Origin of the sequence: Burkholderia sp. AU31652, assembly GCF_002223155.1 — a bacterium.
GTDB lineage: Bacteria > Pseudomonadota > Gammaproteobacteria > Burkholderiales > Burkholderiaceae > Burkholderia.
The window spans coordinates 1,849,506-1,875,257 of record NZ_NKFG01000005.1 but is presented as its reverse complement, the minus strand read 5'-3'; the positions used below and the strand labels follow the sequence as shown (position 1 = coordinate 1,875,257).

The following is a 25,752-nucleotide window of genomic DNA, read 5'->3' as shown; positions in this document are numbered from 1 at the left end:
CCCGCGCGCGTGTCGGCGCCTGTCCGCGTGTGCACATCACGGCATCCGGCCCGTGCCGGCGCGCATCCGGTCCGACCGAAATTTATTTGCAGACTCCGCGACGGATTCCGTTCGCCCGCGCCGTTTAACGCATGAACGGCCGCTTCCGGTCGATACCCGCTACTTCGGAGTCTTGCATGAAGCTTTCCATTCCATTGCGGTTCGCAGCGGCATGCGTGGCCGCGCTGGCGGCGTCGGCCGCCTTCGCGCAGGCGGTCATCGTCGCGCCTTACGCGCCGCCGGCGCCTCGCGTCGAAGTGATGCCGGCGCCGCGCGCGGGCTACGTGTGGGACCAGGGCCACTGGCACTGGCGGCAGGGCCGCTACGTGTGGATTCCGGGCCACTGGCAAGTGGTGCGCGTCGGCTATCACTGGGTGCCGGGCCACTGGGCCGCGCGCGGCCCGGCCTGGCGCTGGGTGCCCGGTCACTGGGCCTGATGCGCATGCCGCCGCACGGCACGCGATGCCGGCGCGGCGGCGCTTTCCCGCAACGTCATGAGGCGCAGCCATGCCTTTTCGAACCGTGGTGATACTCGCGGCCGCAGTTGTCGTGCTGGCCGGCTGTGTCGTGGTGCCGGCGCGTCCGGTCTATTACCGGCCCGCGCCGGTCGTCGTATATTGAGCACGCCGGCCGCCGCTCGCGCAAACGGGCGGCCGGCACCCGATCGACCCGATCGCCATGCAGCCTGAAACGGATGCCGATGAAACGGACCTTGCCGAGGCCGTGCGCGATGCGCGCGGCGATCCCGAGCCGCCACTGGGGCGGGGCCGGGTAATGGCGCGGCGCATGCAAGGAGAGCACGACGATGAGCTTGAGTCTGCCGGCGGGCGCATCAACGATCGCGCCGCGGCACAGACGCGCGATGCGCTGGAGCGCCCCGCGTTGAGCGACGGCGATCCGGACGCGGCCCTGGTCGCACGGGTCGGCGCGCGCGACGCGTCGGCCGTGCGCATGCTCGTCGCGCGCAAGCTGCCGCGGCTGCTCGCACTCGCGACGCGCATGCTCGGCGACCGCACGGAAGCCGAGGACGTCGCACAGGAGACGTTCTTGCGGATCTGGAAACAGGCGCCGGGCTGGCGCGAAGGCGAGGCACGGTTCGACACGTGGCTGCATCGCGTCGTGCTGAATCTGTGCTACGACCGCTTGCGCGGCCGCCGCGAGGAACCGGTCGACGTGTTGCCCGACGTGCCCGATCCGCAACCGGAGCCGGCCACGCGCGCGGAGGCCCGCTCGCGCGACGCACGCGTGCGGCAGGCGCTCGCGGCGTTGCCGGCGCGGCAGCGCGAAGCGCTCGTGCTCCAGTACTATCAGGAAATGTCGAACGTGGAGGCGGCCAACCTGATGGGCATTACCGTCGACGCGCTGGAAAGCCTGCTTGCACGTGCGCGGCGAAACTTGCGCGCGCAACTGGCGGGCGACTCACCGAGCGAGGACATCCGATGACACCCGAACGATTTCGTACCATCGTCGCTGCGTACGGCTCGGACGCGCGGCGCTGGCCGGATGGCGAGCGCGCGGCCGCCGAGGCATGGGCGCGCGCGCATCCGGGCGACGCATTGGCCGCGCTGGACGATGCCGCCGAACTCGATGCGTGGCTCGCCAACGATACGGTCGCACCGCCCGCGCCGGCGCTCGTCGAGCGTATCGTCGCGACGGCACCCGCGGCGCGGCGCGCGCGGCGGCGGCGGGGCGCCGTGTGGTGGTCGGGCGCGGCATTCGCGGGCGTGGGCCTGGCCGGTGCGCTCGCGGGTGCGGTGGCCGTGTCGATGCTGATGCTCGGCAGCGTGCCGCCTGCGCATGAGCCGGGCTATCTGACAACGACGTTCGGTGGGCCGAGCGTGGACTGGAGTGATGAATGAGTGAGCGTGGCTGGAAATTCGTCCTCGTCGGGTCGGTCGTGCTGAACGTATTCATGCTCGGCGCGATCGGCGGCGGTGCGTATCAGTGGTTTTCGACGCATCGCGACCTGCGGGCCGCGGGCGCACCGGCGTCGCACACCGCATTGCGTTTCGCCGCGGACGAATTGCCGGACGCGCGCCAGCAGGAATTCGTGGCGGCGCTGAAGGCGGCGCGCAAGGACGGCCGCGATTTCGCGCGGGAAGGGCGCGACGACCGGATCACCGTACTGGACCTGCTCGCCGCGCCGCAACTCGATCGCACGGCGATCGACGCGGCGCTCGACCGCACGCGTGCGGCCGATACGGCGCTGCGTGCGCAGGTCGAGCGCCGCGTCGTCGATTTCGCGGCGACGCTGACGCCGGACGAGCGCGCGAAGTTCGTCAACGGGTTGCGGCGCAGCGGGAACTGGCGGCTGCCGGCGAAGTGGCAGAAGAAGCAGGACGACGCAGCGAGCAAGTAAGCCAACGCCGCACGGGCAACGTGCGGCGGCGTGCCTTTTCGGTGATGCGCAACGCGTACGCCGAAGGTGGGTCGGCAATGCTTGCAGGCTGAGCTTCGACAAAGGATCGCAAGGAGCAGCTTCGACTTCGCTACGCGGCGCGCCCGTTCAGCGCGCCAGCATCCACGCGGAGATCGCGTCGACCACACCGCTCTCAAGGCCATTGAAGCCGTGATAAGCAAAGGCTTCGCACGGGTCGCCCCGGGACGTGCCGCCCGACACGATCATCAGTTCGGCTTTCGGAGACTGCTCCAGCTTCTTCAGCAGCGTATCCGTTTCGGACACCGGACAATGTTTGCAGCCGTCATTCTGGTGATGAACGATGAGCACCGGAATCGTGAGACTGGCAAGGTTCATGTCCGTAACCGCGGTCCCGCCTCGCTCTTCGCGGAGGATGGTGGACGTCAGCACGAGACCGTCGGGCCCGCCGCCGCCGGCCAGCGCAACCGCAATGGCGGCGGCGGACTGGGTGCCGCGGCTCGTCCCGACCAGCCAGACCGGTACATGGAGTTGCTCCTTCAACCACGCAATCACGGCGCGTGCGTCGTCGGCGTGTTCCTTCGACAGTCGAAAGCCATTGAGGTAGGGCGCGGATTGCCGGTCGCTCGGTGCATCGATGACCGCGACGGCGATGCCGTCATTCACGAACAGCTGCCGGGTGCGGACGAGAAAGTTGCCTGCGCCCCATCCGAACTGTCCGGACGGTTCCAGTTGCAGCCCGCCATGTCCGCCGGCATAGAGAATGGCCGCGGCCTTGGGTGCGTCGGGTGCGATGAAGAGAATCCGTTGAGTCACGCCGGGGCGCGTCGGGATGTCGACGACCTTGGGCGCATTCTGCGCATGGGCCGGATAGCCGGGCAGCGTCAGCGCGATGGCAAGCAGCCACGCACGGATCCAGTGCGAGTGCGGACGCATCGAACCGACGCAACGAAACCGCGCACGCAAGCTGACGGGAAGAGTGGGCATCGTAGTGGTCGCTGGGTCGGGACGGCAAAACGCCGTGACGCGGGGGGCGATACCTTTCATTGAGTCTAGGTGGCTTTCCGGGAACGGCAAGCGTCCGGGTGGGGCGGTCGGCGAGCCTTCCGCTGAGATCGAGGCCGGTCAGGCAAGTGAAAGCCGGCTAACCGAATGTCGAAACAGGCCCGTCCTTCGCAGGGACGCGGGACCCCGATACGGCCGCTGAGCGACCCACCGATTCGCGACTTTGATCAGCCGAATCCGCGACCGGCATTCGAGCGGCAACACGCACGCATCCAAGGCCGCGCGACGCACCGGAAATATTCGTCTCCCCGGCGACGGATTTCCCGCCGGCCAACGTTAAACACGGGTACGCATCGCGAGAACCCATTCATGGACCACCCGAACGACATCACACCGGCCGCCATCGCGCTGAACCGTTTCGGTCTCGGCGCGCGGGCCGACGAAGCGCCGCCGGCGAACCCGAAGGCAGCGCTCGTCGCGCAGTTCGACTGTTACGACGCGCGGCCGGCCGCATGGGCCGGCGAGCCCGACGCGGTCACGCTCGCGACACGCTTCGCGAACGCACGCAATGCGATGACGGCCAACGATCCGGCGACGAAGCGCGCGACCGAGCAGTCGATCCGGCGCGACGGCAACGACACGTATCGCAGCGCGGTCGTCGCGCGGATGAACAGTGCGCTGAATACGCCCGCACCGTTCGTCGAGCGTCTCGTGCATTTCTGGGCGAACCATTTCGCGGTATCGGTCGACAAGGGACCGGTGGCGGCCTACGCGGGTGCGTTCGAACGCGACGCGATCCGCCCGCACGTGCTCGGCCGTTTCGAGGACATGCTGGTCGCCGTCGAACAGCATCCGGCGATGCAGCTTTTCCTCGATCAGGCGCGCTCGGTCGGCCCCGACAGCCCGGCCGCGCTGCGTGCCGAAGCACGTAATCCGTCGGCCAGGCGCGGGCTCAACGAGAATCTCGCGCGCGAAATCATGGAACTGCACACGCTCGGCGTACGCACGGGATACACGCAGGCCGACGTGACGGAATTCGCGCGTGCGCTGACCGGCTGGAGCATCGCCGGCGGACGCGGCCCGCAGCCCGGCGATGCGGCGCCCGGCGCGTTCGTGTTTCGCCCGAAACTGCACGAGCCCGGCGTGCGTACCGTGATGGGCCGCAGCTACGACCAGCCCGGTGAAGCGCAGGCGCGCGCGATCCTGCACGACCTCGCGCATGCGGAGGCGACCGGCCGGCACATCGCGTTCCAGCTGGCCCGTCATTTCGTCGCCGACAATCCGCCGCCCGCGCTGACCGACCGGCTGGCCCGCGCGTTCGACGCGAGCGGCGGCGATTTGCCGACCGTCTATCGCGCGCTCGTCGATTCGACGGATGCATGGTCGCCGGTCAACCGCAAGTTCAAGACGCCGTGGGAGTGGGCCGTGTCGGCGCTGCGCGGGCTCGGCTGGCGCGAAACGGGCGACCTGAAGGCCGCGCCGCTGCTCGCGCAGCTCGGCCAGCCGGTGTGGCGGCCCGGCTCGCCGGCCGGTTACGACGACGTGGCCGCGAGCTGGGCCGCGCCCGACGCACTCGTGCGCCGCGTCGAGCTCGCGCAGCGGCTGGCCGCGCGCACGGGCGACCGGCTCGACCCGCGCACGCTCGGCAACACGCTGCTCGCCGGTTCGTTGAGCGCGCCGACGGCGACCGCGCTGTCGCGCGCCGAAAGCGCGACCACGTCGCTCGCGCTGTTGCTCGTCTCACCCGATTTCCAACGGAGATGACCATGGCACTGTCCCGCCGACAATTCCTGAGCGTGGCCGCCGCCGGCGCAGGCGCGATCCTCGTCGCGCCACGGATCGTGTTCGCGAACGTCGAGACCGATCGGCGCTTCGTGTTCGTGATCCAGCGCGGCGCGGCCGACGGCCTGAACATCGTCGTTCCGTATGCCGAGCCCGCGTATGCGTCGCTGCGCGGCCCGCTGGCGATCGACACGTCGGCCGCGACGCGGCTCGACGGCACGTTCGCGCTGCATCCGTCGCTCGTGCAGACCGCGCAGTTGTACCGCGACGGGCAGGCGCTGTTCGTCCATGCAATTGCCTCGCCGTATCGCGACCGCTCGCATTTCGACGGGCAGAACGTGCTCGAGACGGGCGGCCGCGCGCCGTACCAGGTGAAGGACGGCTGGCTGAACCGGCTCGCCGCGCTGCTGCCGGCCACGCGCGAAAGTGCGATCGCGTTCGCGCCGACCGTGCCGCTCGCGTTGCGCGGCACCGTGCAGGCCGCGTCGTACGCGCCGTCCGGTTTGCCGGCCGCGCCGGACGACCTGCTCGCGCGCGTGTCGGCGCTCTACGAGGCCGATGCGCAGCTCGGCCCGTTGTGGCAGTCGGCGATGGACGCGCGCGGCCTCGCCGGCGATGCGCATGCGCGACAGGATCCGGCGGGCGTCGGCAAGCTCGCCGCGACGTTCCTCGCGCGCGACGACGGCCCGCGCATCGCGATGATCGAGACGGGCGGCTGGGACACGCACAGCGCGCAGAACGCACGGCTCGCGAATCAGCTGAAAGCGCTCGACACGATGCTCGCCGCGTTGCGCGACGGCCTCGGGCCCGCGTGGCAGCAGACCACGGTGCTGGTCGCTACCGAGTTCGGCCGCACGGCGGCCGCGAACGGCACGGGCGGCACCGATCACGGGCAGGCGTCGGTTGCGATGCTGGCGGGCGGCGCGGTCGCGGGCGGCCGCGTGATCGCCGACTGGCCGGGGTTGCGACCGGGCGACCTGTACGAAGGGCGCGACCTGAAACCGACCGCGTCGCTCGACGCGCTGATCTCGGGCGCCGCCGCCGACAGCCTGCGGCTCGATCCGCGCCGTACCGCGTCCGCGCTGTTCGCGGAAAGCGGTGCGACGCGGCCGATGAGCGGGCTGATTCGCGGAACCGCGTGACGCGCGACGTTGCCGCTTCCGCGATGAATCCATTCACTACACAAAAGGGAGAATCCAGGATGATCAAGATCCGATCCGTTTCGCTCGCCGTGCTGGTGACGGCCAGTGCCGCGCTGATGTCCGCGTGCGTGGTCGAACCCGTGCGGCCGCCGCAACCGGCGCCCGTTGTCGAGGTGGCGCCTCCGATGCCTGCACCGGGCTATCGCTGGGCGAAGGGGCATTACCGGTGGGCCGGCAATCACTGGGCGTGGGTGCCCGGGCACTGGGTGGGCGTGTACTGATCGTGTGTGACGCGCCGAGCCGGCCGATGCGCGCCTACCACCCGATCCGGTGCTTCTCCTCCGTCTCGCGATGCCGCCAGTCGTCGTCCGCGTGCAGGTACTGGCTCGTGGTCGTCAGCGATACGTGGCCGAGGTTGTCGCGCACGAGCCGCAGGTCGACGCGGCCGTCGGCCATGTGCGAACCCGCGCTGTGGCGCAGCCAGTGCGCGGACGCCTGTTCGAGCACGCGCGCCTGCTGCGCGCCGGCTTCGCCGTTCGCACGCAGCCGGTCGGCCGCGTGCCGGAACACCTGCTTCACGATCCGGTGCAGCGCCGCGCGTGTGAGCGGCTTGCGCGCTTGGCCGACCGGCAGCACGAGCGGCGTGGCCTCGCCGTCGGACGGCAACGCGGGCAGGCCGTGCGCGCGCCGGTAGCGCGACAGCTCGGCCATCATCTCGTCGGTGGCCGGCACGAGCCGCTGCCGGCCGCCTTTGCCCGTCACGTCGAGCCACCAGCGGTCGCGCCCGTCCGCATCGCGCCGGCAGAAGAACTGGCCCATCGTCGTGTCGGCCGCTTCGGTGATGCGCAGCCCGCCGAGATACAGCAGCGTGAACAGCCAGCGCGCCCGATCCGCATGGAAGCTCGCCCGCGCGTCGTCGCGCGGCATCGCGGCGATCGTGTCCTTGACCGACTGCCACAGCGGCTGCCCGAGGTGGCGTGTGACGCGCGGCGCGGGCCGGCGCTGCCGCTGGCGCGACAACGCGAGCGGATTGCCGGCGAGATAGCCGGCCTGCACGAGCCACGAGAACATCACGTTCAGGATCACCAGTGCCTGCCGCTGGCTGGCCGCCGACAGCGGCCCGTAGAACGGCCGCCAGCGCGGATCGTCGCGCGGATGCTTGCGCCCGCCGTTCGCACACCACAGCTCGGCCGGCGCGGGTGCGAGCAGGAACTGGCGGTAGACGACCAGATCCTCGTGCGTGAGCGACGACAGCGGCTTGCCGCACGCGATCACGGCCCACAGCAGCAGGCGTTCGGCTTCCTTGCGGTAGTTCTGGAACGTGGTCGGTGTATCGACGAAGCGGGCGAGCCACGCGCGCACCGCATCCAGATCGTTGGTCGCGGCAATCTGCGGATGCGCGCTGCTCGAGCGGTTGGTGCCGGTGCGTCCGTCGAGCGCGGCCGGCACGGTGAGTGCATCGATCGGCAGCGGGCGCAGCGCGGTGTCGGACGGAACGGGTGAGGTCATGCGAGGCGGGGTGCGGTGTGCGGATCGCACGCATGTGAAAAGGCGGACGAATGCAGCGCGATCAGGCATATCGGGAAGCGTCGATGGTACACGATCAGCACACGGTGAATTCGCCGTCGGCGGTGATCGCCTGACCGGTGACGAAACGCGCGGCGGGCGAGCATAGTCACGTCTCCGCTACCGCGATGTCGTGCGATCCGCCGGGCATGAAAGAGGTGGCGTGAATTCTGTAAGGTATTTGTGAACTTTCCTGCCGTGGGGGCCTCTAATCGGCCCTCCAACGCTTCCAGAGGAACATCCGATGATTCGCCCATCCAGAACGCTGCTCGGCGCGGCCGTCATTGCCGGCAGCACGCTCCTCGCCGGATGCCAGACCGATGCGGTCGCCACGCAGCCGAACGCGGTGCGCCCGGCCGACAGCAAGCCGGTGACCAAGACCGTGTACGTCGCGCCGCAATCCGCGCGCTGCACGGGTGTCGCGCCGATGGAATGCCTGCAGGTGCGCAACGGCCCGAACGAACCGTGGAGCCTGTGGTACGCCGGTATCGAAGGCTTCGCGTACCAGCCCGGCTACCTGTACACGCTCGAAATCGACGAGTACCACGTTGCGCAGCCGCCGGCCGACGGTTCGTCGATCCGCTGGGTGCTCAAGCGCGTCGTCGAGCGCCGCCAGGTGAACTGACGGCCGCGCTCACGCGGATGGGCGTGCGGCCGCGCTGGCCGGCGGCGCGGCCGTATCGATCCGCCGGAACACGACGGACGACAGCAGCGTCACCACGCCCATGCACGTGAACGACAGCATGAACCCGTGCGCCATCGAGCCCCAATAGTCGGCAAACAGGTTGACGAGGCCGCCGCCGATCGACACGCCGAGCCCCATCGCCAGCATCTGCATCATCGTGAACAGGCTGTTGCCGCTGCCGGCGTCGGCATGCGACAGCCCCTTCAACGTCACGCCGTTCATCGCGGCGAACTGCATCGAGTTCGCCGTGCCGAACACGATCAGCAGCGCGCCTTCCAGCAGTGGCGCGGGCCGCATCGACACCAGCGCGAACCCCGCGATCGCGCACCCGACGATCCCCGTATTCACGACCAGAAACGCCGCGTAGCCGAACCGCTTCACGAGCGGCGCGATCCAGCGTTTAGCAATGACGCCGGCGATCGCGGCCGGCAGCATCATCAGCCCCGACTGCAGCGGCGTATAGCCGAGCTGCACCTGCATCAGCAGCGGCAGCATGAACGGCACGGAGCTCGTGCCGATCCGGCACAGCAGGTTGCCGAGCAGCCCCGAGCCGAAGTTCGGCTCACGAAACAGCCCGAGCCGGAACAGCGGCTGCGCGCGGCGCCGCGCGTGCGGCAGGTACGCAAGCGTGCTCGCCAGCCCGACCACGGCGAGCCCGGCCGCCCATGCGGCGCGATGCGCGGGCATCGGCGGGTCGATCGCGAGCGACAGCGCGATCATCGCGACCGACAGCAGCGCACAGCCGACGAAGTCGAACGGCGGCGGCTGGTGCGCCTGGTCGTGCGGCAGGTAGCGCTGCACGGCGACGAAGCCGACCACGCCGACCGGCACGTTGACGATGAACACCCAGTGCCAGGAAATCGCCTGCGTGAGCCAGCCGCCGAGCGTCGGCCCGACGATCGGGCCGAGCTGGCCGGCGATCGACACGAACGCGATCGCCGCGACGTACTGTTCGCCCGGCACGCGGCGCAGCACGGCGAGCCGGCCGATCGGCAGCAGCATCGAGCCGCCGATGCCCTGCAGCGCGCGCGCGGCGACGAGCTGGCCGAGCGTATGCGACGCCGCGCAGCCGATCGAGGCGAGCACGAACACGAGAATCGCGAGCGAGAACACGCGGCGCGTGCCGAACCGGTCGGCGAGCCAGCCGGACGCCGGCGTGAGCATCGCCATCGTCAGCGTATAGACGACCACGACCGGCTGCATCGCGAGCGGCGACGCATGCAGGCTTTGCGCGATCGAAGGCAGGGCTGTGTTGACGATCGTCGTGTCGAGCGACTGCATGAAGAATGCAGCGGCGACGATCCAGAGCAGCGCGGAATGTGTGGGTTCCCGGGACATGGCGAAATCGGTGGTGCAAAGGCCGGCGCGGAGGGCGCCTTCACGCGGTTGCGCGGCGCCTGCAGGTCTCCAAGCGCACGATGGTACCGATTCCGATGGTCATCGGGAAGCTGCCTGAAGACGTTGACTGTCATCGGCAATGCCGATGACAATGCGCCATGCTCAATCCCGTCTGGCTCAACACGTTCGCGACCGTCACGAACTGCCGCAGCTTCACCGAAGCGGGCCGGCAGCTCGGGCTCAACCAGTCGAGCGTCAGCGAACACATCCGTCGTCTCGAGGAGAGCGTCGGCCGGCGGCTGTTCGTGCGCGATACCCATTCGATCGCGATGACGGCCGACGGCGAGGCGCTGCTCGTGCATGCGAACGTGATCCTGCAGGCGCTGAACCGCGCGGAATCGCAGTTTCGCAAGCCGAGGCTCAAAGGGCGGGTGCGCCTTGGCGCGCCGGACGATCTCGCGCTCGTCGCGTTGCCGGACGTGCTCGCCGGGTTTCGCGCCGCGCATCCGGACGTCGCGCTGGAAATCACCACCGGCATGACGAGTCGGCTGTATGAAGGGCTGGACGCGGGCGCGCTCGACCTGATGATCGGCAAGCGGCGGCTCGGCGAGCGGCGCGGCACGCCGCTCTTGCGCACGCGGCTCGAATGGGTCGCGCGGCCCGGCACCGTCGTCGATCCGGAGCGGCCGCTGCCGCTCGTGCTGGTCGCCGAGCCGAGCGTGACGCGCGCGATCGTCCTGAACGCGCTCGCGGAGAAGGGGATCGGCTGGGAAGTCGTGTGTTCGAGCAGCAGCCAGCCGGGCTGCATCGCGGCCGCGCGCGCGGGGCTCGGCCTGACCGCGACGTCGCACTATCTGTCGACACGCGGGCTCGCGCCGCTGGTCAACGGCGATGCGCTGCCCGTGCTGCCCGACATCGAATTCATCGCGCTGGCCGCGAAGCGGCTCAGCCAGCCGGCGCGCACACTGCTCGAATTGCTCGAAGCGAGCGACCTGAGCACGCCGGGCGCGCACGCCTAGCGGGCGCGCCGCGCACGAGGCGCCCGTATCCGGCGCCCGCGCGGCGTGCGGTCATGCGGCCCGTTTCTGCGAAATCACGAGCAATGCACCGTTCTTGTCCTCCAGCACCGCGCGGTATTCGTGCGGCCCGGCCTGCACGGGCACGCGCACCGACGCGCCGGCCTTCACCACTCGCGCCATCGCCGCATACAGGTCGTCGTCCTCGTCCACGCGCAGCGTGAGCGCCGCGCGCTCGACGATCTGCTCGTCGCCCGCGACCAGCGCGATCGTCAGCGGGCCGCCGTCGAGCGCGCAATAACGGTCGCCGTCGCGAAACTTCACGTTCAGGCCCAGTCCGTCGACGAACAGCGGCAGCGCCGTGTCGATGTCGTCGACCGGATACAGCAGCATCGATACCTTCATTCCCTCTCTCCCTTGTCGTTGGTCGGCGCGCGCCACGCGCCCGCCGTTCGATGCTAGCGCGCCGGTCGCGCGCTCACGCAGTCCGATCGGATGACGGTGAAACCCCTCTGTCCCCGCAGGCGCGCCGGTACTCCGAACAGACGATGCCCGCACCCGTGCGTGCGCCGACACTCCCATTCGTGGACCGTCGCGCTTCGTCCGTATCGTGCGGGCGGGCTGCACGACCCGACTCGTCCAACAACCATGGAGACGCACGCAATGAAGTTTTCCCTCATCTACGAAGCCCAGACCACCGACGCATCGCGCGAGGGCGACCACCGGGTATTCAAGGAGACGGTCGAACAGGCGCTGCTCGCCGAGCAGGTCGGCTTCGACACGATCTGGTGCGTCGAGCACACGTCGCTGACCAACTATGCGCACATGAGCGCACCGGAAACCTTCCTTGCGTACCTGGCCGGCCGCACGACGCGCATCGGCCTCGGCCACGGCGTCGTGTGCCTGCCGCCGGCGATGAACCACCCGATCAAGGTCGCGGAGCGCGTCGCGCTGCTCGACATCCTGTCCGGCGGCCGCGTGCATTTCGGCGTCGGCAAGGGCGGCAGCCAGCAGGAAGCCGGCGCGTTCGGCTACGACCTCAACGAACTGCAGCCGATGATCGACGAATCGATGTACCTCGTGCCGAAGATGTTCGTGCAGGACGAGATCGAGCACGACGGCAAGTACATCAAGATTCCGAAGCGTCCGATCCACCCGAAGCCGTTCCAGGATCCGCATCCGCCGATGTACCTCGCGTGTACCAACACCGACGCGCTGCTGCGCGCCGGGCAGCGCGGGATGGGCGCGCTGGTGCTCGGCTTCGGTGGCCCCGACGAAGTCGCGAAGAAGAACGCCGTGTATCGCGAAGCGTGGGCGAATCGCAAGCCGGAAGACCAGGTCGGCTTCCGCCCGACCCAGCACCTCGCGGCGCTGTGCCCGACGGTCGTGATGGCCGACGGCCAGGCCGCCCGCAAGATCGGCATCCGCGGCCAGCGCTACTTCATGGAATCGCTCGCGTACTGGTACACGGGCGGCGAGCGTCCGGACCCGGCGAAGTGGGGCGACGACCTCGTGCAGGCCGATACCGGCGAGATGGTGATCCGCTCGCGCTTCGCGTCGGAGGAAGTCGTCGTGAACTTCGCCGACCCGGCGCTCGCGATGATGAACCCGAACCACGCGTACGGCACGGTGGACGACTGCATCGGCTATGTCGGCCGCCTGCAGGAAGCCGGCGTCGACGAAGTGCTGTTCCTGTGCCAGATGGGCACGGTGCCGCACGACGCGCAGATGGAGACGATCCGCAACATCGGCGAGCACGTGATCCCGTTCTTCAACCGCGAGAAGGAGCGCGCCTGCGCGTGATGTACCGGGCCGCGCCCGTCGTCCGGTCGGACGATGCGGCGCGCTCGCGCGAAGCCGACCATCGGTGGTGGCGAGCATCGCCCGCGGCCATGCCGCGCCGGACAACTTTGAACGAGAGCGGGGCCCGCGCCGCAGCGCATCACCCGCTTCACAGGAGACATTCGTGCATCGCGACAACGATTCGAACGCACTGGCCGCCACGCTGATCGCCCGGGCCGAGGCACTGGCGCCGACGCTGGCCGGCCGCGCCGCGCAGGCGGACGCGCAGGGCCGCATCCCGGCCGAGACGATCGCCGACATGCAGGCCGCCGGCTTCTTCAAGGTGCTGCAGCCGAAGCGCTACGGCGGCTACGAGCTCGATCCGCAGGCGTTCTTCGACATCCAGATGGCGCTCGCGCGCGGCTGCATGTCGACCGCGTGGGTGTACGGCGTCGTCGGCGTGCACAACTGGCAGCTCGCGCTGTTCGACGAACGCGCGCAGCAGGACGTGTGGGGCAACGACCCGACGACGCTGATCGCGTCGACCTACATGCCGGTGGGCCGCGTGACGCCGGTCGACGGCGGCTTCCGCCTGTCGGGCCACTGGAAGTTCTCGAGCGGCAGCGAACTGTGCGAGTGGGTGTTCCTCGGCGCGCTGGTGCCGCCGGCCGTTGCCGGCCAGCCGCCCGAATACCGCACCTTCCTGCTGCCGAAAGCCGACTACCGGATCCAGCAGGACTGGGACGTGCTCGGCCTGCGCGCGACGGGCAGCCACGACATCGTCGTCGACGACGTGTTCGTGCCCGCGTACCGCACGCACAAGGCGATCGACGGGATGATGGGCACGAGCCCGGGCCTCGCCGTCAACGACGCGCCGCTGTTCAAGCTGCCGTTCGCGCAGATCTTCGTGCGAGCGGTGTGCACGTCGTGCATCGGCGCGCTGCAGGGTGCGCTCGACGATTTCACCGGCTATGCGGCCACGCGCGTGTCGGCCAACAGCGGCGCGAAGACGACCGACGATCCGGGCGCGCAGAACGCGTGCGCGAACGCGGCCGTCGCGATCGACGAGATGCAGGTGCTGCTCAAGCGCAATTTCGCGGAACTGATGGCGTCGGTCACCGGCGGCCCGGCCGTGTCGATCGAGCGCCGCGTGCATTTCCGCTACCAGTCCGCGCAGGTCGCCGAGCGTTGCGCGCAGGCGGCGAACGCGCTGCTGCGCTACGCGGGCGGCAACGGCATCTATCACCGCAATCCGCTGGTGCGCCGCTTCCTCGACCTGCATGCGGCCCGCGCGCACTACGCGAACAACGTCGACCGTTTCGGCCAGAACCTCGGCGCCGTGATGCTCGGCCGCGAGAACACCGACTTCTTCATCTGACGAGGCCGCGATGAACGACCCGCAAGCACCGCAATACGTGTTCGACGTGGTGGTCGTCGGTTCGGGCGCGGGCGCGCTGCTCGCCGCGTGCCGCGCGGCCGACCGCGGCCTGTCCGTCGTCGTGATCGAGAAGACGGCGCTGTACGGCGGCACGTCGGCCGTGTCGGGCGGCGGCATCTGGGTGCCGTGCAACCACCATATCGCCGAGCTGGGCGCGACCGATTCGCGCGAGGCCGCGCGCGGCTATATCGAAGCCTGCGTGGCCGGCGAATCGACGCCCGAGAAGATCGACACCTATCTCGACCGCGCGCCGGAGATGCTGCGCTACCTGGAAACGAAAACGCCGGTGCGTTACCAGTCGCTGCCGAAATACGCGGACTATTTCCAGAAGGTGCCGGGCGCGATGCCGGGCTACCGCGCGCTCGATCCGATGCCGTTCGACGGCGGGCTGCTCGGCGACGAACTCGACCGGCTGCGGCCGGCGTCGCCCGGCACGCTGATCGGCGGGCGCGTCGCCGTGACGTCGAAGGAGGCGCACACGCTGTTCTCGCGCGGGCCCGGCTTCATGAAGCTCGCGATCGCGCAGTTCGGCCGTTACTGGCTCGATATCGGGATGCGTCGCCGCACGCGGCGCGACCGGCGCCTGACGCTCGGCAACGCGCTGATCGGCGGGCTGCGCCGTGCGCTGCTCGATCGCAACGTACCCGTGTGGCTCGATACGCCGATGCGCGACCTGCTCGACGTCGACGGCCGCGTGACCGGCGTGCGCGCGCAGCGCTTCGGGCAGCCGGTGACGATCGTCGCGCGGCGTGGCGTGATCCTCGGCGCGGGCGGGTTCGAGCGCAACCAGCCGATGCGTGAACGCTACCTGCCGCAGCCGACGCAGGCGCAGTGGAGCGCGACGCCGCCGGCCAACACCGGCGACGCGATCGCCGAAGGCCATCGGCTTGGGGGCGCGCTGGCGCTGATGGCGCACGTGTGGGGCGCGCCGACGGTCGGTGTCGCGGGCGAGGAGAAGCAGCGCGCGCTGTTCGTCGAGCGCAACCTGCCGGGCTGCGTGATCGTGAACCGCCTCGGCAAGCGCTTCGTCAACGAAGCCGCGCCGTATTCCGAATTCGTGCCGGCGATGTATCGCGACCATGCGCGCACCGGCGCGAACGTGCCGGCCTGGATGGTGTTCGACGCGCGGTTTCGCCGCAAGTATCCGTGCGGTCCGATCATGCCGGCGTCGATGATGCCCGATTCACGGATTCCGGCCGCGTTCCGCGACGTGATCGTGAAGGCCGACACGATCGACGCGCTCGCTGCGTGCATCGGCGTCGACGCGGCTGGCCTGCACGACACGCTGCGCGACATGGCGCGTTATGCGGCAACCGGGATCGACGAAGCGTTCGGCAAGGGCGACAACCTGTTCGACACGTACTACGGCGATCCGCGGAACAAGCCGAACCCGTGCCTCGGGCCGGTCGACCAGGCGCCGTTCTACGCGGTGCGGATCGACGCGGGCGACATCGGCACGAAGGGCGGGCTCGTCACCGACGTGCACGCCCGCGTGCTGCGCGCCGACGGCGAGCCGATCGACGGCCTCTACGCGATCGGCAACACCAGCGCCTCGATGATGGGCGCGAGCTACCCCGGCGCGGGCTCGACGCTCGGTCCGGCGATGACCTTCGGGTATCTCGCCGCCGACCACCTGGCTGCTCGCGCGGCCGACGCCGGCGGGCAGCCCGCCCGGCCATCCACGACTGAACTTGACGGAGTCCAATGATGAGCGATCTCACCACCCATCCGCTGCGCACCGACATGCTGCTCGCGATGCGCCGCCTCGCGCGCTCCGTCACGGTCATCAGCAGCGCGCACGACGGCCGGCGCTACTCGATGTCCGCGACGGCGGTCGATTCGCTGTCGACCGATCCGCCTTCGCTGCTGATCTGCATCAACCGCAGCGCGTCGCTGTATCCGCCGCTCGACGCGGGCGCCGGGTTCTGCGTGAACGTGTTGTCGGCGGCGCACGAAGGCATCGCGATCGACTGCAGCGGCCGCCTGAAGGGCGAGGCGCGCTTCACGACCGGCGACTGGCACACGTCGGCGCTCGGCGTGCCGTATTTGCGCGACGCGCAGGCGAGCCTCGTGTGCGAGCAGGACGGCCGCTTCGAATACGGCACGCACACCGTGTTCATCGGGCGTATCCGCGAGGTGCTGATGAGCGGCGACGTCGATCCGCTCGTCTATCTCGACGGCGCCTACACGACGCCCGGCGCGCCGGTGGCCCGTGCGGCCGCGTGACGTGAGGAGCCGGCCATGAGCGATTCGCGCTTCCATCGGCTGACCGTGGCCGACGTGATTGCCGAAAGCGACGACGCGTGCTCGTTCGTGTTCGACGTGCCGGCCGCGTTGCGCGACGCCTTCGCGTACCGGCCCGGCCAGTTCCTGACGCTGAACGTGCCGTGCGCGGACGCGACCGTCGCGCGCTGTTATTCGCTGTCGAGCGCGCCCGGCATCGACGCCGCGCCGAAGATCACCGTCAAGCGCGTGCGCGACGGCCGCGCGTCGAACTGGCTGTGCGACCGCGTGAAGCCGGGCGACACGCTCGATGTGCTGCCGCCGGCTGGCGTGTTCACGCCGCGCGCGCTCGATGGCGACCTGCTGCTGTTCGCGGGCGGCAGCGGCATCACGCCGGTGCTGTCGATCCTGAAATCGGCGCTCGTGCACGGACGCGGGATGCTGACGCTGATCTACGCGAACCGCGACGAACGCTCGGTGATTTTCCGCGCCGAATTGCAGCAGCTCGCGCAGCGCCATCCGGGCCGCTTGCGCGTGATCCACTGGCTCGACAGCGTGCAGGGCATTCCGCAGCAACGCCATCTCGAGGAACTCGCGCGGCCGTTCAGCCAGCAGGAGACGTTCATCTGCGGGCCCGCACTGTTCATGGAGAACGCGCTGGCCGCGATGCTCGGCCTCGGGTTGCCGCGTTCGCGGGTCCATGTCGAGCGTTTTGCCTCGCTGCCCGATGCACCGGCGCAGGCGTCGACGTCGGCCGATACGACGGCGTCAAGCGTCGTAGCGGCGGCGTCGGCCGCAGCATCCGGCGACGGCGCGGCGATCGAGACGGTGCTCGACGGCGACGCATTCGCGTTCGACAGCGCCCCCGGCGAAACGCTGCTCGACGCGATGCTGCGCGCGGGTGTGCCGGCGCCGAATTCCTGCCGGATGGGGCAATGCGGCGCGTGCATGTGCCGGATCGAGCGCGGCGAAGTCGCGCTCGACAGCAACCATGTGCTCGACGACGACGAGATCGCGGCCGGCTGGACGCTCGCCTGTTGCGCACGGCCCGCGAGCGATGCGCTGCGCGTGGTGTTTCCCGACTGAGCCGTCGCGCGCCGGCGGCGCGCGCGGCCACCCTGATCTATGACGATGGACAACGAAATCCTGACCACGCCCGCGCTGATCGCGCGGGCAGCCGCGCGCCACGGCGCGCATCCGGCGATCGAGTCGGAGCATGGCCGGCTGACCTACGCGGAACTCGATGCTGCGCGCGTCGCCGCGGCCCGCGCGCTGCTCGCGAGCGGTATCGAGACAGGCGACCGCGTCGCGGTGTGGGCGCCGAACCTGCCGGAATGGATCGTCGCGGCGCTGGCGATCCACACCGTCGGCGCGATCCTCGTGCCGGTCAATACGCGGATGAAGGGGATGGAGGTGGGCGGCATCCTGCACGACGGCGGCGCACGGCTGCTGTTCTGCTGCGGCACCTTCCTCGGCGAATCGTATCCGGCGATGCTCGCGCCGCACCGGCCCGCGACGCTCGAGCGCGTCGTCGTGTTCGACGGCGAGCCGCCTTCAGGCGCGCGCGACGAGACCTGGGACGCGTTCCTCGCACGCGGCGCCGAGGTGCCGCTGGCCGCGGTGCGCGAACGCGAGGCGCAGGTCACGCCCGACACCGTGATGGACCTGATGTTCACGTCCGGCACGACGGGCCGCCCGAAGGGCGTGATGACCGCGCACGGCCAGAACCTGCGCGCCGCGCAGGCATGGGCGGCGATCGCCGGCGTGCGCGCCGACGACCGCTACCTGATCGTCAATCCGTTCTTCCACACGTTCGGCTACAAGGCCGGCTGGCTCGCCGCGCTGTCGAGCGGCGCGACCGTGCTGCCGCATCTCGTGTTCCAGCCGGCCGACGTGCTGCGGCGTGTCGCCGACGATCGCGTGTCGGTGCTGCCCGGGCCGCCGACGCTGTACTACGCGCTGCTCGACGCACCCGATCGCGCGACGCGCGACCTGTCGTCGCTGCGGATCGCGGTGACGGGCGCGGCGGCGATCGCGCCGAGCCTGATCGAGCGGATGCGCGCGGAGCTCGGCTTCGAGACGGTGCTGACCGGCTACGGACTGACCGAATCGTGCGGCTTCGCGACGCTGTGCCGTCAGGGCGACGATGCGCAAACCGTTGCCTATACGTCGGGGCGCCCGATGCCGGATGTCGAATTGCGTATCGCGGGCGAAGGCGGTGAGCCGCTCGGGCCGGACGAAACCGGCGAGATCTGGGTGCGCGGCTACAACGTGATGCGCGGCTACTTCAACCAGCCGGACGCGACGCGCGAGACGATCGATACGGATGGCTGGCTGCATACGGGCGATCTCGGCTGCGTCGATGCGAACGGTAACCTGAAGATCACCGATCGCATCAAGGACATGTTCATCGTCGGTGGCTTCAACTGCTATCCGGCCGAGATCGAGCGGCTGCTCGCCGCGCATCCGGCGATTGCGCAGGTCGCGCTGGTCGGCGTGCCCGATACGCGGCTCGGCGAAGTCGGGCATGCGTATGTCGTGCTGCGGCCGGGCGCGCATGCCGACGCCGACGAACTGAACGACTGGGCACGCCGCAACATGGCGAACTACAAGGTGCCGCGGCATTTCACGTTCGTCGAGCAACTGCCGACGAGCGCGGCCGGCAAGGTGCTGAAGTACCGCCTGCGGGCGGGGATCGACGCGGCGGCCTGAGCGCCGCCGCGACACACGAACGGGATGAACGCATGAACGACAACGGGTTTCCGCAGGGCGCGGTGCTGGTGTTCGGCGGCAGCGGCGGGATCGGGCAGGGTGTCGCGCTCGAGTTTGCGCGTGCTGGCGTGCCGGTCGCGGTGGGCTATCGGAGCAAGGCCGACGTGGCCGGGCGCGTCGCGCACGAGATTCGCGGCGAAGGCGTCGCGGCCACCACGCACTGCGTGGACGTGACCGATTCCGCCCAGGTCGATGCGGCGCTCGCGGCCGCGATCGACGCGCATGGCCGCGTGCACACGGTCGTCTGGGCGGCCGGGCCGTTCGTGAACCAGCGTCACATCGGCGACATGACGCACGACGACTGGCGCCGCGCGATCGACGTCGAGACGGTCGGCTTCTTCGTGGCGGCGAAGGCTGCGTTGCCGCACTTCCGTGCGTCGGGCGGCGGATCGTTCGTGACGCTAGGTTCGGCCGGGCACCTGCGCTGGCCGGATCGCGACGGGCTGTCGGTCGCGCCGAAGGCGGCGAACGAGGCGCTGGTGAAAGGGCTGGCGCGCGAGGAAGGGCGTTACGACATTCGCGCGAATTCGATCCTGGTCGGCGTGATCGAGGCCGGGATGTTTCCGGTGCTGCTCGAACAGGGGCAGTTCGATCAGGCGTGGATCGACGAGACGCAGAAGATGCTCGCGCTCAAGCGCTGGGGGAAGGCGCACGATGTCGGACGGGCGGCGGTGTTCCTGGCGTCGGACCGGGCCAATTACATCACCGGGCAGCAGTTGAATGTGTCTGGGGGGTATGGGTTGTAACGGGTACAAAAAGCCTGCTCGGACGAGCAGGCTTCATCGTCGCCGAGTCGCGTCAGTTGTCTTGAACGTTGACATCGCCGGTTTGGGCGATCTTCGTCAGAACGCGCTTCTGATACGCGTACCACGATGTCAGACAGTCCTTGTCTCGACAATTCTTCTCGCGAAAATTCCACTGCTTTCGTGTCCGCTCAACAAAGGCGGTCTTGTCGATGACGGCATCTTTCGCTTGTTGATATGTCGCGGCAAGATCCCGATCTGAAGCTGCAAGATCGGCATCGTGACAGATCAGAAATTCTGGAATGGACTTGGCTTTGGCACAGTCGAAGCTTGTTTGTTGCAGCGGTGAAGCTGCGGCATCGCTTGCTGGTTGATTTGCCACCGGCTGAGCAGCAGGCAAGTTCGATTGTGTCGAGATTGCCGTAGTAGATGATTGTTGAGGTTGGGGCAACGTTGCCGTGCGTTGACCATAAGGTGTCAGTTGCCCCGACATCGCGTCTTCGACCATCGCGCCGATCAGTGAATTAGGTACAACCCGTACTGTTTCAGTTTTAAGAATCGAATCACCAGCCATGGTTTGCGACTTGGCGAAATTGCACGGGGCCGAACAGGTAATGCGATTCGAAATGTTCGGGTTGTCTTCATCGACCAGGAGCAGAATATAGTTGCCATCCCTAAGTCCAACGTAGCGCATCATGACAAGCGCCTTCGTGGCTTTTCCTGCTCTCACGTCGTCTTCACTAAGCGCAGGCTCGTAACCATACGTGCCATCTTGGCTCATTGCGTAGTTGTGTGAAGGGGGAGGCGGCGCAGGGGCCACCACTGGAGGCGGTTGCTGCGGCGTGGAAGTATCGCTTGATGTGCTGGGGCTCGTTGCTGACGACTGAGTGCTGTTGTCGGATTGTTTCGAATTGCAACCAGCAACAGTGGCTGCTACCAACAAAAGAATTGCGATGTGTTTCACATTTCCCCCGCTAATCGATTGGTCTTATGAATCGCCGATGGTTGCCGCGGATATTCGACGTGGAATGCCTCGTCTGCAATTTTCCGGTGGCCGGATTGATTTATAAATCGGCTTGGTCTTGGTCGATGGATTGTACCAAGCTGCTTCGTTTGGTTGGTGATCTGGAAAGTCAATAAATTGGAGCATCGTGGCTGCATTCAAATGAAAAACACGCGCCGGCACCCGTATTCACCCTGAATTGCCACGTGCGATCGCACGTCGGCCACGCGCTCGAGCCGCGCGCGGTCACATCCTTGCAACGTTTCGTCCACGCATTGCGCCGCATGCGCTTGACGGCAACGACGACTCGCATGCGCTGAAGGCCGTCCCGCCTCGTTCAATACGCATTGCGGCATCGATGCGGACACATCGGATCGCATGTCCCGGCTTCGTCTGCCGAATAACGATGCGTTCCTGAAACATTTCCTCCGATTACACGCCGCGCGACTGCCCGCGTTCGGCGATGACGCATGTCCCGCTTCGATTTGCGCCGCATGGCACGCGCTTTGCGATTGACCCGGTGCCGCCGGTGCAAACGAAACACGCAACCCACGATGAACGCATCGGCGGCATGCAGCGACATCGAAACAAACGGGGAATCGGATCGGGGCGTGGGCGCCGCCTGGAGCGACGTACATGCCGCGCATGTCGTATCGGCCATGCGCAAGGGGCAACGCGCTCCCGATCCGTCGAACAGCAAGCGTGCTTGCAAGGTGTCGTGCCGGGGTTCGCGTCACGCGTGGCGGCGCAGGTCGCATGCATTGGCGAGGCGCGCCCGGCACATGTCGGGGGAGGCGCCCGTGAAAACGACGGTGAACCAATGGGTAGCGGTCGCGGTGACGTGCGCCGCGAGCATGCATGTACTCGCGCAGGAGATCTACCTGCAGGGCGGCACGCAGGGCGTCGGCATCGGCGCGGCCGTGAGCTTCAATTCGATGCTGGGCGCGCACGCGGACTTCAATGCGATCGATCTTTCGCATGACTTCACGGTAGCCGGCAATCGCTATCAGGACGACCTGAAGCTGCGCCAGGGCGGCCTGTACGCGGACATCTTTCCATGGCGCGGCAGCGGCTTCCGGGCGACGCTCGGCCTGCGCTTCAACGACGACGAACTCCGTGGCGTATCGGTGCCGACCAATGGCTCCTATGTGTTCGGCGGCAAGCGCTATCCGGCGATGCCGGGGATGAACGCGGTGGCGGAAGCGCGCTATCCGACCGTGATGCCGTACTTCGGGATCGGCTACGGGCACCGGCCGGCATCGAAGGGGCTGGGCTTCGTCGCGGATCTTGGCGTGGCCTACGGGATACCGAAATGTTCGTACACGCTGTCGCCGGAACTGGCGGCCGCGGCCGGGCCGGCGAAGAGCCAGATCCTGACCGCGAGCGGGCTGGATTCGCTGCGGCAGGTGATGTCGCGCTATCGGTGGTACCCGGTGTTGCAGATCGGGATTTCGTATCGGTTCTGAGCGGTGGGCAGGTCACGGCGTGGCCGTTTGACGCTCGCGTTCGGGCGGTACCGGTCGGTGTGCCGGACGCGCGCTGCTGCGTTTCGCGATGAATGGATGCTCGATGTAGCGATAGGTCAGCAACGCACAAAGTACTGCGACCAGCGCGCATCCAAGCGAGAGCATCCAGCGTTGCAGGTCGTCCGCGGAACCGATCTGGAAAACGAACCGGTTGATCGCGTGGATCAGCACGTACACGATCACCATGTGGATCATGTAGATGCTGAAGCTGACCGTGCCGAGCAACGCGAGCGGCCGGGTCTTGAGCACGCCGTAGAACGTGTTCCCGCACGCGACGCAGACGAACACGGGCAGCAGCGGCAACACGCCCTCGATCGAATAGCGTTCACCCGGGCTCGGGGCGACGGCAAGGATCAGCAACGCGACGGTGGCGGCCGATTTCGTGTCGAGCCGCGCGCGGATGGCGGGGTGCCGCGACATCTCGAATGCCACGGCACCGAGCGCAAACAGCAGGGCCAGGCTGCCAGGCTGCCCGAACAGCGTCGCGCAGATCGTGACGATCGCGAGCGCGAACAGCTTGCGCCACGCATGCGTCGCGACGAACCACGCGAGAAACGGAACGACGGCATAGAACCGCCATTCATATCCGAGCGTCCACCAGACGCCGCTCAGATAGCTGGTGTGTCGGGCGCCGTTGATCGGGAACGCGCCGAACCAGCCGAGCGACACGGTCTTGAGCACGTCGGCCAGCAACTGCGTCGGCGCGTCCACGACGTTGCGAGGAAACCAGACCAGCGTGCAGACGACGATGACGATCGCGCAAGCGAGATAGAGCGGGGCGACGCGCCGCACGCGCCCGACGAAGAAGGTCCGCACGTCGAGCGTGCCCTTGCACGCGCGTTCCCAGAACAGGAACCCGGTGACCATGAAGAACATCGCGACGGGAATCGTCCCGAGATTGCGCAGGAAGCCGGGGCTCGTGCCCCAGCTTCCGGTCGTGAGCAAGCCCTGGTTGCACGCGAAGTGATGAAAGACGACGGAGGTGGCGAGGATGCCGCGGAATCCGTCCAGATTGCGATAGCGCATCGACAGCGACTGGTCGACGGCGAACCGGTAGAACGGCGTGTGTCGCGCGACGAACCACGCGATGATCGCCACGGCCGCAAGGCAGGCCGGGAAGTAGAGTTTGTCGGGAGTCGGGGAAAGGAGGGTGTCGAAAGAAGGCGTAACAAAGTCCACTGAAAGGCGTCTCGTGTCTTGATCGGGATTTCAGGCACGGATGATCCGCGTCGATGCAAGGTCTTCTGCGCGCTTTGCTCGGCGTTCTATCGCCAGTCTCATGGTTTCGATGGTATCAAACGATGCCGATGGCCGCAGAGCCGGCGAGTGGCGGCAGGCTGCGCGTCGGAAACTGCCCATTCGGCTGTCTTTCACCTCGCTCCGTCCCGGTTTACCTTGGGCGACAGCAGTTCGAGGCGTCGGGCCAGCGGCGGCCGGCGGGCGGATCCGTTTCGTCCGGAGCCGAGGGCCAGCGCCGACATCGTCGTCCGTCCGTCATCAAGATGATAGCAATGCTTGCACTTCATCCTGTTGGCGCTATCATTGATAGCAAATCCGGATGGAGGAATTCATGGCAAATCTACTGGTGCGTAACGTGGATGACAGTATCGTTCAGAGCCTGCGCGAGCGGGCTGCGGCAAATGGCAGGAGTGCCGAGGCCGAACATCGGGCCATCCTGGCCGATGCGCTCGGCCGGCCGAAGCGTAAGACATTTGCGCAAGTGCTGATGAGCATGCCCGATGTTGGCGACGACGCGGATTTTCAACGTGTTCAGGATTCCGGCGAGGCCAGGCGTGTATTTGATTGATACGAACATCATCAGCGAAATCAGGAAGGGCAAGCGAACCAACCGTGGCGTGCGGGCGTTCTTCACGCAGGCCGCGGCGGACGCGAGCCCGCTTTACCTGTCCGTCGTGACGGTTGCTGAACTTCGCCGCGGCGTCGATCTGATCCGTCATCGCGGCGATCATCCTCAGGCGTCGGCGCTCGAGGCCTGGATGGCGACCATCCTGTCCGGCTATGCGCCGAACATCCTGCCGGTCGACATCGAGATCAGCCAGATGTGGGGGCATTTGCGCGTGCCCGATCCGACGCAAGAACTCGACAAGCTGATCGCGGCCACCGCGCTGATCAACGATCTCACCGTGGTCACGCGCAACGTCGCGGATTTCGCCCGCACCGGCGTCCGGCTGCTGAACCCGTTCGACTGACCCGTGTTGCCGCGCCGCGGCAATCCGCACCCGCTCCCCGTCTCCTCCCGCATGCACAGCCCGTCCCGCCGGGCTTCCGCGCGCACCTGCGCCGCGCCGATTCCCCGCCGCCTCTCGTCCCAACAGACGATGTAACACCACCCCCGACCGGCCAGAATCCTTTCACGAACAACGGATTCTGAACCAGGAGGAGGCCGACATGATCGATGTCCGTGCGCTTGGCTATGTCGTCGTCGAGGCGACGCGCGTCGATGCGTGGCGCCGCTACGCGGAAGACGTGCTGGGCATGCAGGCGCTCGACGCGCCCGACGGCGCGCTGTACCTGAAGATGGACGAGCGCGATTTCCGCTACGTGATCGTTCCCGGCTCGACCGACCGCTATTTCGCGTCGGGCTGGGAACTGCCCGACGGCGCCGCGTTCGACGCCGCGCTGGCGGCACTGCAGCGGGCGGGCGTCGAGCCGGTGCGCGCGACCCGCGACGAAGCCGCGCTGCGCCGCGTGCAGGCGATGGCGTGGTGCATCGACCCGTCCGGCAACCGCCACGAGCTGTACTGGGGCGCGCGCTGCGACTTCCGCCGCTTCGTGTCGCCGCTGGGCGTCTCGCACTTCGTCACCGGCGACATGGGGCTCGGCCACGCGGTGCTGCCCGCGCCGCAGTTCGACGCGACCGACGCGTTCGTGCGCGGCGTGCTCGGCTTCGAGCTGTCCGACATCTTTCGCGTGAAGTTCACCCCGGATCCGGCCGAACCCGAGAAGCGCATCCACTTCATGCACTGCCGCAACGCGCGCCATCACAGCCTCGCGCTGTTCGAGATGGCCGTGCCGTCGGGCTGCGTGCACGTGATGGCGGAAGTCGGCTCGATGGACGAAGTCGGCCGCGCGCTCGACCGCGTGGCCGCGCACGACGTGAAGCTGTCCGCGACGCTCGGCCGTCACTGCAACGACCAGATGATCTCTTTCTACATGAAGACCCCCGGCGGCTTCGATCTCGAATACGGCTTCGGCGGCCTCACGGTCGACTGGTCGAAGCACGCGGTGTTCGAGGCCACGAAGGTGAGCCAGTGGGGCCACGATTTCAGCATCGGATACCGGTAAGCCAGCACG

Annotated in this window: 26 protein-coding genes; 20 read left to right on the top strand and 6 right to left on the bottom strand. The window is 68.2% G+C overall.

Annotated elements, in window-relative coordinates:
• Nucleotides 1-176 precede the first annotated feature (176 nt).
• The 4 genes from CFB40_RS25980 (at nt 177) to CFB40_RS25965 (ending at nt 2,398) form a co-directional block, all read left to right on the top strand.
• Nucleotides 177-476, top strand: a complete 300-nt coding sequence (locus CFB40_RS25980; RefSeq protein WP_089427339.1) for a YXWGXW repeat-containing protein — start codon at nt 177-179, stop codon at nt 474-476.
• Nucleotides 477-717: 241 nt separating this feature from the next.
• Nucleotides 718-1,482, top strand: coding sequence for an RNA polymerase sigma factor (locus CFB40_RS25975; RefSeq protein ID WP_089432793.1), 765 nt, complete (start codon nt 718-720; stop codon nt 1,480-1,482).
• Nucleotides 1,479-1,898 (top strand): hypothetical protein, encoded by a 420-nt coding sequence (locus CFB40_RS25970; protein WP_089432792.1) that lies wholly within the window; start codon nt 1,479-1,481, stop codon nt 1,896-1,898. Before CFB40_RS25975 ends, CFB40_RS25970 begins: the two co-directional genes overlap by 4 nt.
• Nucleotides 1,895-2,398, top strand: a complete 504-nt coding sequence (locus CFB40_RS25965) for a periplasmic heavy metal sensor (RefSeq protein ID WP_089432791.1) — start codon at nt 1,895-1,897, stop codon at nt 2,396-2,398. The genes CFB40_RS25970 and CFB40_RS25965 overlap by 4 nt, the downstream gene beginning before the upstream one ends.
• Before the next feature lie 147 nt (nt 2,399-2,545).
• Here the strand turns inward: CFB40_RS25965 and CFB40_RS25960 are convergent, their stop codons facing one another.
• The gene (locus CFB40_RS25960; RefSeq protein ID WP_254600172.1) at nt 2,546-3,403 is read right to left on the bottom strand and encodes an alpha/beta hydrolase; all 858 of its coding nucleotides are present in this window, start codon (nt 3,401-3,403) and stop codon (nt 2,546-2,548) included.
• Nucleotides 3,404-3,790: 387 nt separating this feature from the next.
• Here CFB40_RS25960 and CFB40_RS25955 point away from each other — a divergent pair, with 387 nt between their 5' ends.
• The 3 genes from CFB40_RS25955 (at nt 3,791) to CFB40_RS25945 (ending at nt 6,626) form a co-directional block, all read left to right on the top strand.
• The gene (locus CFB40_RS25955; protein ID WP_089432790.1) at nt 3,791-5,185 is read left to right on the top strand and encodes a DUF1800 domain-containing protein; all 1,395 of its coding nucleotides are present in this window, start codon (nt 3,791-3,793) and stop codon (nt 5,183-5,185) included.
• A gap of 2 nt (nt 5,186-5,187) precedes the next feature.
• Nucleotides 5,188-6,345 carry a DUF1501 domain-containing protein gene (locus CFB40_RS25950; protein ID WP_089432789.1) on the top strand — a complete coding sequence of 386 codons (1,158 nt, stop codon included), beginning with the start codon at nt 5,188-5,190 and terminating at the stop codon, nt 6,343-6,345.
• Nucleotides 6,346-6,407: 62 nt separating this feature from the next.
• Complete coding sequence (locus CFB40_RS25945; protein WP_089433316.1) at nt 6,408-6,626, top strand: YXWGXW repeat-containing protein; 219 nt, start codon at nt 6,408-6,410, stop codon at nt 6,624-6,626.
• 34 nt (nt 6,627-6,660) lie between these two features.
• On the opposite strand, the gene CFB40_RS25940 is transcribed toward CFB40_RS25945, so the two are convergent.
• Nucleotides 6,661-7,854, bottom strand: coding sequence for a tyrosine-type recombinase/integrase (locus tag CFB40_RS25940; RefSeq protein WP_089432788.1), 1,194 nt, complete (start codon nt 7,852-7,854; stop codon nt 6,661-6,663).
• A 301-nt stretch (nt 7,855-8,155) separates the two neighbouring features.
• Here CFB40_RS25940 and CFB40_RS25935 point away from each other — a divergent pair, with 301 nt between their 5' ends.
• Nucleotides 8,156-8,536 (top strand): DUF4377 domain-containing protein, encoded by a 381-nt coding sequence (locus tag CFB40_RS25935; protein WP_089432787.1) that lies wholly within the window; start codon nt 8,156-8,158, stop codon nt 8,534-8,536.
• Between the two features lie 9 nt (nt 8,537-8,545).
• Here CFB40_RS25935 and CFB40_RS25930 read toward each other — a convergent pair whose 3' ends face one another.
• Nucleotides 8,546-9,934 (bottom strand): DHA2 family efflux MFS transporter permease subunit, encoded by a 1,389-nt coding sequence (locus CFB40_RS25930; RefSeq protein ID WP_089432786.1) that lies wholly within the window; start codon nt 9,932-9,934, stop codon nt 8,546-8,548.
• A gap of 158 nt (nt 9,935-10,092) precedes the next feature.
• On the opposite strand from CFB40_RS25930, the gene CFB40_RS25925 reads away from it, so the two are divergent.
• The gene (locus tag CFB40_RS25925; protein WP_089427348.1) at nt 10,093-10,953 is read left to right on the top strand and encodes a LysR family transcriptional regulator; all 861 of its coding nucleotides are present in this window, start codon (nt 10,093-10,095) and stop codon (nt 10,951-10,953) included.
• A 51-nt stretch (nt 10,954-11,004) separates the two neighbouring features.
• Here CFB40_RS25925 and CFB40_RS25920 read toward each other — a convergent pair whose 3' ends face one another.
• A complete protein-coding gene (locus CFB40_RS25920; protein WP_011355015.1) occupies nt 11,005-11,355 on the bottom strand; it encodes a VOC family protein in 351 nt (116 codons plus the stop codon).
• 258 nt (nt 11,356-11,613) lie between these two features.
• Here CFB40_RS25920 and CFB40_RS25915 point away from each other — a divergent pair, with 258 nt between their 5' ends.
• From CFB40_RS25915 to CFB40_RS25880, 7 genes are all read left to right on the top strand, one after another.
• Nucleotides 11,614-12,753: an LLM class flavin-dependent oxidoreductase gene (locus tag CFB40_RS25915; protein ID WP_069252948.1), complete on the top strand. Its 1,140-nt coding sequence runs from the start codon at nt 11,614-11,616 to the stop codon at nt 12,751-12,753.
• Between the two features lie 163 nt (nt 12,754-12,916).
• Nucleotides 12,917-14,110, top strand: coding sequence for an acyl-CoA dehydrogenase family protein (locus CFB40_RS25905; RefSeq protein ID WP_089432785.1), 1,194 nt, complete (start codon nt 12,917-12,919; stop codon nt 14,108-14,110).
• A gap of 10 nt (nt 14,111-14,120) precedes the next feature.
• A complete protein-coding gene (locus CFB40_RS25900) occupies nt 14,121-15,878 on the top strand; it encodes an FAD-dependent oxidoreductase (RefSeq protein WP_089432784.1) in 1,758 nt (585 codons plus the stop codon).
• Nucleotides 15,878-16,396 carry a flavin reductase family protein gene (locus CFB40_RS25895; RefSeq protein ID WP_089429085.1) on the top strand — a complete coding sequence of 173 codons (519 nt, stop codon included), beginning with the start codon at nt 15,878-15,880 and terminating at the stop codon, nt 16,394-16,396. Before CFB40_RS25900 ends, CFB40_RS25895 begins: the two co-directional genes overlap by 1 nt.
• A 15-nt stretch (nt 16,397-16,411) precedes the next feature.
• Nucleotides 16,412-17,479, top strand: coding sequence for a ferredoxin--NADP reductase (locus CFB40_RS25890; protein WP_089432783.1), 1,068 nt, complete (start codon nt 16,412-16,414; stop codon nt 17,477-17,479).
• 39 nt (nt 17,480-17,518) lie between these two features.
• Entirely contained in the window at nt 17,519-19,105 is a 1,587-nt protein-coding gene (locus CFB40_RS25885) for a FadD3 family acyl-CoA ligase (RefSeq protein ID WP_089432782.1), read from the top strand.
• Between the two features lie 32 nt (nt 19,106-19,137).
• The gene (locus CFB40_RS25880) at nt 19,138-19,911 is read left to right on the top strand and encodes an SDR family NAD(P)-dependent oxidoreductase (protein ID WP_089432781.1); all 774 of its coding nucleotides are present in this window, start codon (nt 19,138-19,140) and stop codon (nt 19,909-19,911) included.
• A 52-nt stretch (nt 19,912-19,963) separates the two neighbouring features.
• On the opposite strand, the gene CFB40_RS25875 is transcribed toward CFB40_RS25880, so the two are convergent.
• Nucleotides 19,964-20,689: a lysozyme inhibitor LprI family protein gene (locus tag CFB40_RS25875; RefSeq protein WP_179255308.1), complete on the bottom strand. Its 726-nt coding sequence runs from the start codon at nt 20,687-20,689 to the stop codon at nt 19,964-19,966.
• A 1,004-nt stretch (nt 20,690-21,693) separates the two neighbouring features.
• On the opposite strand from CFB40_RS25875, the gene CFB40_RS25870 reads away from it, so the two are divergent.
• Complete coding sequence (locus CFB40_RS25870; protein ID WP_089429086.1) at nt 21,694-22,377, top strand: hypothetical protein; 684 nt, start codon at nt 21,694-21,696, stop codon at nt 22,375-22,377.
• Nucleotides 22,378-22,389: 12 nt separating this feature from the next.
• Here the strand turns inward: CFB40_RS25870 and CFB40_RS25865 are convergent, their stop codons facing one another.
• A complete protein-coding gene (locus CFB40_RS25865; RefSeq protein ID WP_089432779.1) occupies nt 22,390-23,616 on the bottom strand; it encodes an acyltransferase family protein in 1,227 nt (408 codons plus the stop codon).
• A 391-nt stretch (nt 23,617-24,007) separates the two neighbouring features.
• Between CFB40_RS25865 and CFB40_RS25860 the strand changes: the two genes are divergently transcribed.
• From CFB40_RS25860 to CFB40_RS25850, 3 genes are all read left to right on the top strand, one after another.
• Entirely contained in the window at nt 24,008-24,244 is a 237-nt protein-coding gene (locus CFB40_RS25860; RefSeq protein ID WP_089433315.1) for a FitA-like ribbon-helix-helix domain-containing protein, read from the top strand.
• A complete protein-coding gene (locus CFB40_RS25855) occupies nt 24,231-24,647 on the top strand; it encodes a type II toxin-antitoxin system VapC family toxin (protein WP_256976900.1) in 417 nt (138 codons plus the stop codon). The genes CFB40_RS25860 and CFB40_RS25855 overlap by 14 nt, the downstream gene beginning before the upstream one ends.
• A gap of 199 nt (nt 24,648-24,846) precedes the next feature.
• On the top strand, nt 24,847-25,743 hold the full coding sequence (locus tag CFB40_RS25850; protein WP_089432778.1) for a VOC family protein: 897 nt from the start codon (nt 24,847-24,849) through the stop codon (nt 25,741-25,743).
• Nucleotides 25,744-25,752: the final 9 nt, after the last annotated feature.